We start from the raw sequence: 14,103 nt of genomic DNA, 5'->3' as shown, positions 1-14,103 counted from the left end.
ATAAATTAAATTTTATCATAAAATTGTGATACTATCAAAAGCTCTATTGAAATCTATACTGATATCTGATATATCAGATATCAGGAAGGGGTGATAGTTATGGTAGAGTATAAAGTGCTCAATACAAAATCTCTCAGAGAGCAGGTTTATGATTATCTGAAAAATGAAATTAATGAAGGCAGGCTGAAAAGAGGTGATTTTATAGACGTGAATAAACTTTCTGTTATGCTTGGTATTAGCAAAACTCCTCTTCGAGATGCCTTGTTACAGCTTGAAATTGATGGTTTTGTAAAAATCTTACCAAGAAGAGGGATTGTTGTTAATGATTTAACGTTGGATGATATAAAAAATTATTACGAAATGATTGGTGGATTGGAAAGTTCTGCTCTCTTAAGTGTAGCTGATAAAATGCTTTCTGAAGATTTTGATAAAATGGAAAAGTTAAATGATGAGATGAAGCAGGCTCTCGATCAAGATGATTTTGATCTATACTATGAAAAAAATGTAGAATTTCATAATGTATACCTAAACAAAAGCTGCAACAAACCGCTTTTGCGTACCTTGGAAGTTTGTAAACAACGCCTTTACGATTTTCCTCGTAAAAAAGATTATGTGCCTGACTGGGAATACAGTTCTTTAAATGAACATGCCAAAATTGTGGAATTTTTAAGAATGGGAGAATTTGTTAAAGCTGCTGATTATATCCGTGATGTGCATTGGTCCTTTGAGGTGCAGAAAAAATATATTTTACAGTACTATTTCAATGAGATGACAGATGATTAAAGGGATAGTATTTGATATTAAGAAATACTCTGTTCATGATGGTGCTGGTATCAGAAGCACTGTGTTTCTTAAAGGTTGCCCATTAAAGTGTTTATGGTGTCATAATCCGGAGAGTCAAAAGCTTTCTTCTCAAATGATTTTTTACATGGATAGGTGTATTCAATGTAAGTCATGTGAATCTGTTTGTCCAAAAAATAGCATAAAAATAGATGAAAGCATGCATTTGAGCGATGTCTGTGATTTTTGTGGGATATGTATAGAGGAGTGTCCTGCAAATGCCATTGAGACAGTGGGCAAAGAGATGAGCGTGAGAGAAGTTATCGATGAAATTAAAAAAGATGAGATATTTTACGGATATTCTAAAGGGGGAGTTACTTTTTCAGGAGGGGAGCCGTTTGTTCAGTTTGAGTTTTTATATGAACTTTTAAAAGCATCCAAAAGTGAAGGTTGGCATACCTCTGTGGATACCTGTGGATATGTGGAATTTTTAAAGATAGAAAAGTGTAATAGGTATATTGATACGTATCTTTATGATTTGAAAATAATGGATGATGTAAGGCATAAAGAGTATACCGGGGTGTCTAATAGATTGATTTTAGAAAATCTGGAAAGATTATCAAAAATTGCAAAAGAGATTAGGATTAGAATTCCTTTAATTCCGGGGATAAACGATTCCAAGAGCGATTGGGAGATGTTTTTAAAATTTATTAGTAAAATTGAGAATGTATCTGGTGTGGATATCTTACCGTATCACAACATTATGCTTGAAAAATATCGCAGACTAAACATGGCTTATCTTTTGGATGAATCCCTTACTCTTGAGAAAGAGAGAGTAGAAGAATTTAAGCAGTTTTTTGAAAAAAATAATTTTGATGTAACTGTAGGGGGATAATATGGCAGCAAAAGCATGCACTTTACATTTTCCTACAGGGGAACAATATCTTGAAAGGGGTTCCACAGACAGAGTGAGAAGACTCAGAAGAAAAAGTCTTGAAGCAGTAGAGCATATTAGTGGGGAGCGAGCAAAATTAATAACAGAATTTTATAAAAATAATAGAGAATTATCCATCCCCATTATGAGGGGGAAAGCATTTAAGTATTTAATGGAAAAGAAAACTGTTTATATCGATAAAGATGAGCTAATTGTGGGAGAGAGAGGGGATAAGCCGAAAGGAACCCCCACTTATCCGGAGGTTTGCTGCCATACTATAGAAGATTTGAAGATGTTGAATGATAGAGAAAAGGTGCCGTATAAAGTAAGCGAAGAGGTATTTGAGTTCTATAAAAAAGAGATTATCCCCTTTTGGAAAGGAAGAACAATAAGAGAAAAGATTTATAGAGAGATGGATGAATCTTGGATGAATGCTTACAAAGCTGGAATTTTTACGGAGTTTATGGAGCAGAGAGCTCCGGGACATACAGTGCTGGATGATAAAATTTATAAAATGGGGATGAAAGATTTTATAGCAAAAATAGAAGATAGAATTAATAGACTTGATTTTGAAAAAGATCCCTTTGCTTTGGATAAAAAAGAGCAGTTGCTTGGTATGAAGTATGCTGCGGAAGGTATAATAATCTATGCAAAAAGACATGCTGCAAAGTTGAGGGAATTTGCTAAAGAAGAGAATGATCCTGTTAAAAAAGGGGAGTTATTAAATCTTGCCGAGATTTGTGAATGGGTACCTGAAAATGCTCCGAGGACTTTTCATGAAGCATTGCAATATTATTGGTTTGTACATTTAGGAGTTATAACAGAGTTAAATACCTGGGATGCTTTTAATCCTGGTAAGCTTGATAGGCATCTTTACCCCTTTTATAAAAAAGATATTGAAGAAGGGACACTTACCAAAGAAAAGGCAAGAGAATTGTTGGAATGCTTTTGGATAAAGTTTAATAATCAGCCTGCACCTCCTAAAGTGGGGATAACTGCAAAGGAGAGTGCTACATACACGGATTTTGCTCAAATAAACCTTGGTGGAGTAAATGAGGATGGAAGTGATGCAGTTAATGAGCTTACTTATCTTATCCTTGATGTTATAGAGGAAATGAGGCTGTTGCAACCGAGTACAAGTATTCAGGTTAGTAAGAAAAGCCCTGATAAGTTTATTAAAAGAGCTTTGCATATAATAAAGACAGGATTTGGCCAGCCCTCCGTTTTCAATGCTGATGCAGTTATTCAGGAGCTGTTGAGACAGGGTAAAAGCCTGCTTGATGCAAGGAATGGTGGTACAAGTGGCTGTGTGGAAGCGGGAGCTTTTGGTAAAGAGAATTATGCTCTAACAGGTTATTTTAATCTTGTGAAGGTGCTTGAAGTGACTCTTAATAATGGAATTGACCCTCTATCAGGAAAAATGATTGGAATTGAAACGGGGGATGTAAAGACTTTTAAAAGTTTTGAAGAGCTTATGGATGCATTTAAGAAGCAACTTGAATATTTTGTAAATGTCAAGATAAAAGGGAATCTCATTATTGAGAGGATATATGCAAAATATCTACCTTCACCCTTTTTATCCATTCTTATAGATGATTGTATCGAAAAGGGGATGGATTACAATGCCGGTGGTGCGAGATACAATTCCCTTTATATCCAGGGTGTTGGGATAGGTACTATTACAGATTCATTATCTGCAATCAAATGTCATGTTTTTGAAAATCAAAGGTTCACCATGGCGCAGTTAATGGAGATGCTTCATAAAAATTTTGATGGTTTTGAAAGAGAGAGGTTGATTCTATGGAATAAAACTCCAAAATATGGCAATGATGATGATTATGCCGATGATATAATGCGGGAAGTTTTTGAGTCATTTTTTGCCTGTGTGGATGGACGTTCGACAACAAAACTTGGTGGAAAGTTCAGGATAAATATGCTTCCAACTACATGTCATGTTTATTTTGGTGAAGTATGTGGTGCGACTCCTGATGGCAGATTTGCCTATGAGCCACTTTCCGAAGGGATTTCTCCGGTACAAGGGTGTGATAGAAATGGTCCTACAGCAGTTATAAAATCGGCTTCAAAGATGGATCATCTAAAAACCGGAGGGACACTGTTGAATGTGAAATTCACCCCATCATTTATGCAAACGGAAAAAGGAATTGATGCAGTATGTGGGTTGATAAGAGGGTATTTTGCTATGGATGGTCACCATATACAGTTTAATGTGATAGATGCAGAAACACTTAAAAATGCAAAAAAGCATCCTGAAAAGTATAGAGATCTCATTGTGCGTGTTGCAGGATACAGTGACTATTTCTGTGATCTTAATGAGAAATTGCAGGATGAGATAATAAAAAGAACAGAACATGAAACAGTATGAAAATATGCGCATCAAAAAGTGCTTGACAAATTGTGAAATGTTTATATATTAACAATTCGCTGACGCGGGGTAGAGCAGTTTGGTAGCTCGTCGGGCTCATAACCCGAAGGTCGTCGGTTCAAATCCGGCCCCCGCAACCAAGCAAATAATCCGGCATTACGCCGGTTTTTTTATATGGCGGCATAGCTCAGCTGGTGAGAGCATGCGGCTCATATCCGCAGGGTCCGGGGTTCAAGTCCCTGTGCCGCCATCTTATTTTTCAAGTTGAAAATCTCAGATTTTTATTCTGCTTAATTATACAAGCGTGCTTACAACATATAAGTATATTCGCTAATTTTTTAATTTTTAGTACACGTTTTTGTAATATGCACTAAATTAGTTGCCACTGAAAAAGTGGCAACTAATTTATAATAATTGATTTCTTTCAATTTTATCATAAAAATTCCCCCAGTATTATGAATACTTTTCACAGAACATAAAGGGGGTTATCACCCCCTTTAAATTCCCAAAAAAGGATAATACTGTAATCTATATGTTATCGAAAAAATTAGTTTTCTTACGAAAACTAATTTGAGGGATGAAAATTATAATATTACCTTATTTCATTGTTTTCAGAATATTGCCATTCTTCTTTAACTTTTTGCTAGAAAACTAATTTAAAAATTATTAAAATTATAAAAATTTTATTTAAAAACTAGTTCTCACTTTTCAGTGAGAACTAAGTTAGTGTATATTTTTGGTTAATCTAATCTTCTGATATTAATTATATATTCTTTACCTTTTATTTGGTTGATCAAATTTAATGATAGTAGTTTTTTGATATCTCTGCGTGCCGTTTGTTCTGTTTTCCCTACGTATAAAACGCTATAGGGTTCTTCAAGTAAAAGTTTTTTAAGAGTAAAGGGTTTCATTTCTTTGAGTAAAAACATCATTAAACTATGCTGTCTTTTGTTTATATATTTTTCATTTAATAAATGATTGTAAAAATCTCTTAATGCTAATTGTCTAATAATAAAAATTATACGGTTTTTAATTTCTTCTAATGATAAAACTATTCCTTCTAATACGAACTTAAGAAATGGGGTTACATCTTTTTTAAGTTTTAAGGTTTTTGAAAAGGCAATATAATAATCATCTATTTTTGAATAATAATAGTTTGATAGCATTTTTGACACATATTTTATTTCAGATGATTCTAAAATTAAAGTTTCTATCATTCTTGCGGTTCTGCCATTGCCGTCAGCAAAAGGATGTATAATTGAAAAGTAATAATGGGCTAAAGAGCCTCTGATAAAAGGAGATACCTTCATCATTTCATCACTATTGATCCACTCAATGTAAACATTCATAAGTGCTTTAATATCTTCAATTATTTTAGGCGGTGTATAAATACCGCCATGAGCTTTATCTCCTACTTTTACGATGTGAGTACGATATTTTCTTGGGATATTGTATTCGTAGTCTAAATTTGATGTAATTGTTTCATGAAGTTTTGAAATTATTTCTTCAGTAAGAATTATAGGATTTGAGGTTTTTGCAAGCTGTTCAACAAATTTATAAGCTGTCAGTAAGTTTTTGATTTCAGTTTGATGTTTTGATGTAGTCTTAATTTGATTATCATTTATAACTGCTGTAACATCTTCTATATCAAGAGGATTACCTTCAATTGCTGCTGTTCCGAAAATAGAGCGGATCATTAGTTCAGTTTCAAATTGTGCTGCTAAATTTGGTAATATGGGCAAATCTTTAATGGTTTCGTTTAATACAATGGCTTTAATAAGTAATGGATCTATAATTGTTTTATCATAATTAACAGTAAAATAAAACTTTCCAGATTTAAAGGTTAAATATTCTTTCATATTTTATCCTGTTTTGATAATTAAAATGTAACATACTTTTTTTGGATTTTCAAATAATTATAAAGTTGAACCTTAAAATTTTGATAATAATTTTGATACTTATATTGTAATTTTGTCAAAATATACAATGGTTATTCGGCTGTCAGACTGTAAGCAGGCAAAAAGTTGTACATATTTATTAATTAATGCTCGTTTACTCCAGTGTTCGTGGTTCAGTATTTTGGAATATTTTATTTATGAATTTTCAGTATCATCAATGCGTTAAACTCTTCTTTTAACCATTATTAAACCTACCTTTCTATTTTACTTTAGTATTTCCTTAACTCTTTGTCTACTTTATTGTAGCAAGTCCAACATTCTCGTAGCACGTCTGGTGCCACTTGCGAGGCAAGTTCCTCTAAAACCGCCATCCATGGCGCATTTATGGGAACTTGAATCTGAAAAATGTTTTTACTCGGGACTAATAAAACTATATTTTTGTAAAAAATGGGGTGATGCCAGGAGTGTAATTTAAGTTGCCAATTCGGGTATTATCTGTTATTGATTATCTGCTATTGAAACAGGAAAAGGTGATTTGCTGGAAATATTATGGGGAAAGATTTCTTTCAGGATAAACTAAAAGAATTATCGGTTACCGAGTTATTGATTATAGGGATAATTTTATTCAAAGATTTAAAAACTATTCAGGGTGTAAAACGAAATTTAAAATATTTAATATCGTTACTGGACGATGAAAAGGTTGATTTTGAAGAGTTTTCCAATGCCCTACTGAAATATGAACAATTCAACTCTTTTGTAAGTGAAGCTGTTTCTAAAAGTTCGAATCATTTAAAAGAGATTATTTTCCCTTATTTTAAGGCATTGGGAGACAGAATTGGCAAAAGTGCAATTGATGTGGTGAATAATCTGCTGCCTAAAAAAAGTACTTTTCTGAGAGTTTATCTTATCTATTATTTAAAAGCCTATGACCTGATAAAACTGAAAGAAGTAATAAAATATCTTGTAAACACCGGAGATGTAACACCCCTTGATTTCATACCTGAGCTTGGTGTTAAAATTTTATGGGAAAGCTATGATGAACTTTCAGAGTTAATTAAATACCCGCTTTTTTTTTCGAAAAAAACGTCTTGAGGAAAAACTATTTTTAATTTCCCTCACCTTAAGACATAATCCTGATCATATTAAAAATTTTTTAACTTTCTATCTAAATAAAAAATATGTATCCTCTTATAGCGTTCATTTCTATCTGTATGTGTTAACAGTACTTCTTTTTATAAAACTGGATAAAAAAGGATTGAGGCTACTATCAAAAGGAATCAGCGATGTAGAGCCTCTTTTTTCAAAAATAGCTGAAGCGTTCTACTTTCTTCTTGAAAATGATGATCACAAAGCCACAATAATTTTGCAGGAAGTTGTGCAAAATGCAAAAAAATCTTTTTTCAATAAGGCATGGTTTAAGCGTAGTCTTTTACAACTCATTATGATCATACTATTTCAGAAATATGATATACGGGATGAGCTTAATCAAATATTGAAATTAGCTAATGCCGATTCAAGCATTAATGGAGAAATTTTCAATAATTTAATTAAAAAGATTAAAACTAAATTTCAATTTTTTAGTAATCTGTATCTTTTTGGAGATATTTTTACCGGTTTTTATTACGCACTTTTGATTGGTGATGAGAATAAATTTATGAGTTACGGTTTTGAAGATTTATTGGGATACCCCTATTTAAATGGTGAATTTATCAATAGTCGAGAATTAAACAAATCCGGAAAGATTAAAAGCGAGTTTTTCAGTGTTATTGAACAACTTCATAATTTTAAATTTCCAAATCAATATATTAACGAAGAAGTTTTAAAATTGATAGATATAAAAGATGACAATGATAAAATAGTATGGGTTAAAGATTTAGAAACTAAAGAAATCATCCCCCATAAAATTGCAAAAACAAAACGAGGAGTGAGTTTTAAAAAAATTTACTTAGAAAAAATTCATAAAGAACATTATCATACCGAAGATGGTATGCTGGCTTCATTACTGATAAGCAGAAACTTTTACGCTTTTTTCAAATTGTTATCTCAATATGATAAATTTTATGTCAAAAAAAGCAGAAAAAACTTTTATAAGGCAAAATTGATTGAAGGTTTCCCCTTCACAGTTATAACAAGGGACGGTGAAGGGGGGAAAATCATGTTTTATAACGGATATTTTTATAATCATGTCATTTTGGAAAATTTATACGGATACAATTACATATTTTACAGTCTTCCGTCTTATTTAAAAAATTTAGAAAAGCTAATAAGCAAATGTGATGATATATTTTATTTTTTTAAAAGTGATGATTTCAATCTGATTTACCAAATAGCTAATAAGTTGTCTTTAAGGTTTAAAATAAACTTTGAGTTTTTACCGGATAGTAATTTACTGGATTTCGATGAAGAAATATCCAGTTGTAAATCTCTAAAAGTGATGGTTGATAAATTTGATAATAAGTTTGTGATATCATTTATGTATGCACCTATTGAAGAGATAAAACTGTTTACAGAGATAAAATATGTTGCAACCATGTTTTTTTACAATAACAGAAAATACTTCGTTACTCTTGACGAAAAACTAAAAAGTGAAATTGAAAAATTAGTCGGTAAATATGGAAAAAAAGGAAAACTTGAATTTGATAAAATAGAAGAATTATTAAAATTTCTCGCCGAGATAAAACAGGTTGACGGTGTGAGTATCGAAGTTTCCTCTGAGCTTTTTTTAAAAGATGTTTACAAAGTGAAGAAGGATAATTTTGAGTTAAAAGAAAGTGCTTCAGGTTCATATTTTGAGATAGATGGTTCTGTTAAGTTACAGGATAAGGTTATTAAGTTTCTTGACCTGGTTAGAGCCATTTCTGAAGAAAAAAATGATACCGGCTTTGTTCAGCTAAAAAATGGCGATTATTTACTACTTGATGATAAAGTCTATGATGAATTAAGACAGCTATCGATAATTGGTAAGACTAAAAAGGGGAAGTTTTTGATTCATAAAAAATTGAGACCTTTTGTATCTTCTAATAAAGCGTCTTTACTTGAAAAAAATTTGTTAGCTGAAAAGATAGATGAGATTAATGAAAAGATATATGCAATTCCTGATGGATTTTGTGGTGTGTTAAGAGGTTATCAGGTTGAAGCTTTTAACTGGATGAACAGGATGTTTGAGTTAAATTTTGGTGTTTGCCTGGCTGATGATATGGGGCTCGGAAAAACTGTTACTTCGATAGTTTTTATGGAGAGTGTGATTGGAAACACTCCTTTTTTGGTAGTTGCACCTGCTTCACTCATACATAACTGGGCAAGGGAAGTGAAAAAATTTTCAAAAAATTTAAATCCTGTTATTGTTAACAATCTAAAAACGTTTGATGCAAAAAATTGTAAAGGAAATGATGTGGTAATTGTGAGTTATGGTTTACTCCTTAATAGATTTAAAGTTTTTGAAGATACGAAATTCAACGTTGCTTTCTTTGATGAGGGGCATCTACTCAAAAATCCAGCTGCAAAACGCTCTATAATTGCAAAACGAATAATTGCACATCAGAAAATAGTTTTAACAGGCACACCGATAGAGAACAACCTTTCAGAATTATGGAATATAATGGATATCGTAAATGAAGGGATTTTGGGGTCTTACAATACATTTAAAGAAAAATTTTTGTCTGCTGATATAAATTCTAACCAGTTGAAATTGCTGAAAAAAGTTATTCAACCATTTGTATTAAGGAGAAAGAAAGGTGATGTATTGAAAGAGCTACCTAAAAAAACTGAAGTGATTATAGATTATGAGTTGAGAGAAGATGAAATCAGCTTTTACCAGGCATTGCAGCTTCATGCGAAAGAGAAACTTATGCAGATTGACAATGTAACTAAAAATGCGATGTCTATTTTAAGTGAAATTGTTAAATTAAAAATGGCTTGTTGTCATCCTAAATTAATAGATGAGGATGTTACTATAAATGAATCAAGTAAAGAAAGGGTATTTTTTGAAATTGTTGAAGAAATTATAGAAGGTGGGCACAAAGTTCTTGTCTTTAGCCAATTTGTTAAGTTTCTAAAAATCATAGAAAAAGGGTTAAAAAATAGAAATATAAATTATGCGTATCTTGATGGTAACACACCTGTGAAGGAGAGAAAAAAGATAATAGAGAGTTTTCAAGAGGATAAGAATATTAAAATTTTTCTACTGAGTTTGAAAGCTGGTGGTCTCGGTTTGAACCTTACAGCAGCGGATATTGTTATTCATCTTGATCCCTGGTGGAATCCGGCAGCTGAAGAACAGGCATCGGATAGAGCTTACAGGATCGGTCAGGTGAAACCGGTTACCGTTTATAAATTAATTGCTAAAAACACATTGGAAGAGAGAATCTTAGAGATTCAAAGTAAAAAGCGTGAGCTTGCGGATTTCATGCTGGAAAATACCGATAAAATAACAAAGCTCTCCATCAATGAACTTATAGCACTACTATCATGAAAAATATAAGAAAAAATAAATCATCACTATCATCATTTTTTAATTTGATAAGGTTGTAGCCATTTAAATTTTGTATAGGTTGTATCATTAATTTTTAATAAACGGTAAGAGTTCACGTATGATAAAGCTTTTTAAAAAAGAAAAATGGTAAAAAATAATTTTATCTATACAAGAGGTGGATCAAAATTCATGAAAAAACGGGTCAATTTTATATGAAAGTTGACAGTTTATTTATTACACACTTTTAAGGGGTGTGAAAAATATTTTAGCTGGTGTTAAAAGATTGTATTTTCATAGACGGCAGCGAAAGAAAAATGAGCCAAAACAGGTGACAATAGAGGATTTCCTGTTCCCAAAAAGTTCACTATGCCATATTTTATGAAAAAAACGGGGAGACTGCAGGAGATAAAATAATTGACAAAAAAAATATTTTGCTGTTAATAACATTGTTTGATTTGGTATGTTGTTTGATTAGTAGTTTTTTATAATATAAATACACAAAAATAAACCCAAACAGTTGAATATGCTTAATTAGCCAGAGGTGTATCTAAAGTCACCTTTAGAAGTATCTTTGGTTAGTTAATAAATTTAACAATAATTAATTATGGAGGTGGTTAGTATGAAAAAAAATTTTTATTTTGTTACTAATCTGTTATTAATTTGTGCTTTTTTGTTAATCCTTAATAATAGTTTGTTTGCTGATGGTTACATTTCAATTGGGGGGGGATATGGTGGTGAAAATAATAAAGCTAATATTTCAATAGATGGTGGTATAATCAGTACCTATGAACATTATAGAGCATTGTATGGAGTAGGTTTAGGTTATATTTTTTTAGATGATGAAGTACCAGAAAACACATTAGATTACCCTGTTCCACATTCTGATTATACTTATATAGGTACAAAAAATGACGGTGGAGAAACATTGTTGTTTGGTAAATTTGGTATAGAGATTGTGAAAAATAGTGGTTTTTTTGTTTATGGTCTTGGTGGAATTTCATATGTTAAAGAAATTGAATTAGCTCAATCAAACGCAACAGGTTGGTACTATACACAATCTGAAGATTCTAAAACCCATGGTGTTTATGGTGCAGGTATTGGATATTTCCCAATTAATAAGGGTATTGTTTTAATGTTAGATTTTGATAATAGAAGAGGTATTACAGGTGGAATTGGGTATAAATGGTAAAGTTATTAAAATCATTTTGTCAAATACAATAATAATGAGATCAATATTTTCACCAAAAAACTATAAGCAGATGTTTTGTTATTTAAATAAATGTAAGAGAATTTATGTTATTTTAAGGTTAATACTTTTAATAATATCAGTAAATTCAATTTTATTAACCTTTGGATGTACAGTAAAAGTACCCATGTCTCCTAAAGTCGATAAATTTTACGTTGAGGAAAAACTACCTGTAGAAGCTGGTTTGTTGATTAGTGAAGAAACTAAGAATTATGTTTTTAGAGGGCATCCAGAAAGTTTTACTGCAGGTGCACGCCCCCATGAATTTCCATTAGGAAAAGCTTTAGAAGACGCTTCTATTCAAGTATTTTCACGAATTTTTAAAAGATTATATTTAGTGAGAACACATCATGAAGCAAAAAAAATCAAAATTTTTATTGAACCTAATATAGAAGAATTTCATTTTAGGTATGACCAACTTAGTTATGCAGGATTTGCAGTAGCTGTAATCAGTAAAATTAAAATACATGTTGTTTTAGGAAGTGGTGAAACTATTATATGGGAAAAAAGCATAGAATCACCAGAACAAAGAAAAGGTCCTTGGGTTTTTAATCTTAAAGCTGAAAAAGAAGTTGGTGAATCAGCAACAGATGCTTTAATATATTCTTTAAATGAAGCTGCTAAGGAAATAGTCACAAATCGTAACATATGGGAATATGTTGAAAAAGTGTATAAATAAAACACTGTTTTAGTAGATTGTTAAATATAATTATCAGTATATTAATAAAACTTAGGAGGTTTATTGTTATGATAAAGACTAATTTTCTTGTTTTTTTTATCAACAATATCAAAAAGTTTGCCATATACTTAATTATTTTTTTATTATTAGGTTGTGTCTCTAAAAAAATATGGACTAAACCGGGATTAACCCAAGAAGAATGGGAAAGAGATAAGGCTCAGTGCATATACGAAGCACAAAAAGCTACAGTTGGCACATATGGTTTCGAAATACCCATGTTGGTTGAAAGCTGTCTTAAAGCCAAAGGATATACTCCCGTAAAGCAATGATTATTGTTTTTTTTATTGTAGTATTAGTGTCAACTATATTACTTTCGAAAGAGGTTATATAAAATGTAAAAAATTTAATGATTAAGGTATTAGGCTAGTAAGATATAGATAGTAAAAGAAATTACTTTTGGATTGTAATTACTGATCTAAAGATTAAACAGTTATGCCCACCCAGAGGGAGATAACTGTTTAATTCAAAGATGAGTAATAAATTATTGTTTGTTATTATATCTGTGTATAGCAGTTACCTTAAACTCAATTTCTAATTTGAAGGTTTTTAACATCTTTTGTATTGTTTCCCGTTATTATAAAAAATTCACTAGCTCTTATTGATTCTAATTTATACTTGTTGCAATCCCTTCGAACAGGAAAGTAAAGTCCAAAGTTCAACGTTCAAGGTTCAAAGTTAAAAATTAAATAAAAAACTTATCAATCACTACCAATATTTCCTCTCAACTTTGAACGTTGAACGAACTAACGCTGAACTATTTTAGGTCGCAATCCCTTCGAACAGGGTAACAAATTTCAACAACAACAGACAGAATGTTTAAACATCTTAATAAGCATTGTCGCAATCCCTTCGAACAGGGTAACAAATTTCAACTATAAAAAAGCTGGTTATGAAGTGATAGAAATAGAAATTGAAGTCGCAATCCCTTCGAACAGGGTAACAAATTTCAACTAGATACGTCATCTTGTTTTTTGATGACGATAAAGCAGGGTTGCAATCCCTTCGAACAGGGTAACAAATTTCAACAAGAAAATTTTGAAAAGGTTAATGAGTTATTACCAAATAAGTCGCAATCCCTTCGAACAGGGTAACAAATTTCAACCCAAAAACTTATTATTCGTTAAATCTTGATGACTTGAAAGGTCGCAATCCCTTCGAACAGGGTAACAAATTTCAACTTATTGCATTTCAACTTTTTGCTGACATCTCAGATACAACAGTCGCAATCCCTTCGAACAGGGTAACAAATTTCAACAGTACATTTTTTAAATATTAAATTGACAATACGTTAGCAACCTATTTTTAAAGTTCTCCGTTTTATTTTTTGCTATCTTTTCCAGGGGATACCCCTGTTTTTATAACTTACTGATAATTAATAATAAAAAATTTCGTGTTCACAATTCATAAACCGTAGATAATTTATTGATAGTACAGGATTTTATTTTTATGCCATAAAATCAAAAGAGAACTTTAAAAAATCGTATAACTACTTGCTATATAAAAACTTTACCTAAATTTTCTACTTTCAACCTTCCCATTTCTTCACATCCCATCAATTTTTGCCTAATTTTTAATCACCCAATCACAAAAAAATATTCATTTGTCAAGCAACACTATATTCTTTATATCATATTGGAAAAAAATCGACAAGA

At 31.4% G+C, this 14,103-nt stretch carries 9 protein-coding genes, 2 tRNA genes and 1 CRISPR repeat array; of the genes, 10 read left to right on the top strand and 1 reads right to left on the bottom strand.

Translation table 11 applies throughout. The annotated features are described in order from the left end of the window. The first annotated feature begins 99 nt into the window (after positions 1–99). The 5 genes from FHQ18_RS02495 (at position 100) to FHQ18_RS02475 (ending at position 4,347) form a co-directional block, all read left to right on the top strand. Positions 100–783: a GntR family transcriptional regulator gene (locus tag FHQ18_RS02495; RefSeq protein ID WP_149265594.1), complete on the top strand. Its 684-nt coding sequence runs from the start codon at positions 100–102 to the stop codon at positions 781–783. Continuing rightward, positions 776–1,675, top strand: coding sequence for a glycyl-radical enzyme activating protein (locus tag FHQ18_RS02490; protein ID WP_223144568.1), 900 nt, complete (start codon positions 776–778; stop codon positions 1,673–1,675). The genes FHQ18_RS02495 and FHQ18_RS02490 overlap by 8 nt, the downstream gene beginning before the upstream one ends. Position 1,676: 1 nt before the next feature. Next, positions 1,677–4,097 carry a trans-4-hydroxy-L-proline dehydratase gene (gene hypD / locus FHQ18_RS02485; RefSeq protein ID WP_149265593.1) on the top strand — a complete coding sequence of 807 codons (2,421 nt, stop codon included), beginning with the start codon at positions 1,677–1,679 and terminating at the stop codon, positions 4,095–4,097. Between the two features lie 63 nt (positions 4,098–4,160). Then, positions 4,161–4,237 (top strand) — tRNA-Met (locus FHQ18_RS02480). Positions 4,238–4,273: 36 nt separating this feature from the next. Next, positions 4,274–4,347: transfer RNA gene (locus tag FHQ18_RS02475), tRNA-Met, on the top strand. Positions 4,348–4,837: 490 nt separating this feature from the next. Here the strand turns inward: FHQ18_RS02475 and FHQ18_RS02470 are convergent. Next, positions 4,838–5,956, bottom strand: a complete 1,119-nt coding sequence (locus FHQ18_RS02470) for a Fic family protein (protein WP_149265592.1) — start codon at positions 5,954–5,956, stop codon at positions 4,838–4,840. A 588-nt stretch (positions 5,957–6,544) separates the two neighbouring features. Between FHQ18_RS02470 and FHQ18_RS02465 the strand changes: the two genes are divergently transcribed. From FHQ18_RS02465 to FHQ18_RS02445, 5 genes are all read left to right on the top strand, one after another. Continuing rightward, positions 6,545–7,087 (top strand): hypothetical protein, encoded by a 543-nt coding sequence (locus tag FHQ18_RS02465; RefSeq protein WP_149265591.1) that lies wholly within the window; start codon positions 6,545–6,547, stop codon positions 7,085–7,087. Positions 7,088–7,208: 121 nt separating this feature from the next. Then, on the top strand, positions 7,209–10,466 hold the full coding sequence (locus tag FHQ18_RS02460; protein ID WP_149265590.1) for a DEAD/DEAH box helicase: 3,258 nt from the start codon (positions 7,209–7,211) through the stop codon (positions 10,464–10,466). Positions 10,467–11,085: 619 nt separating this feature from the next. Next, the gene (locus FHQ18_RS02455; RefSeq protein WP_149265589.1) at positions 11,086–11,655 is read left to right on the top strand and encodes a hypothetical protein; all 570 of its coding nucleotides are present in this window, start codon (positions 11,086–11,088) and stop codon (positions 11,653–11,655) included. Then, complete coding sequence (locus FHQ18_RS02450) at positions 11,633–12,391, top strand: hypothetical protein (RefSeq protein ID WP_149265588.1); 759 nt, start codon at positions 11,633–11,635, stop codon at positions 12,389–12,391. The genes FHQ18_RS02455 and FHQ18_RS02450 overlap by 23 nt, the downstream gene beginning before the upstream one ends. 68 nt (positions 12,392–12,459) lie before the next feature. After that, positions 12,460–12,720, top strand: a complete 261-nt coding sequence (locus FHQ18_RS02445; protein ID WP_149265587.1) for a hypothetical protein — start codon at positions 12,460–12,462, stop codon at positions 12,718–12,720. A gap of 494 nt (positions 12,721–13,214) precedes the next feature. Next, positions 13,215–13,706: direct repeats of the CRISPR family, unit length 36 nt; unit sequence GTCGCAATCCCTTCGAACAGGGTAACAAATTTCAAC. Positions 13,707–14,103: the final 397 nt, after the last annotated feature.

This window comes from Deferribacter autotrophicus, assembly GCF_008362905.1.
In the GTDB taxonomy this organism is placed as follows: Bacteria; Chrysiogenota; Deferribacteres; order Deferribacterales; family Deferribacteraceae; genus Deferribacter; species Deferribacter autotrophicus.
Note: the sequence above shows the minus strand (reverse complement) of the source record. Positions and strands in the feature narration are given on the sequence as shown.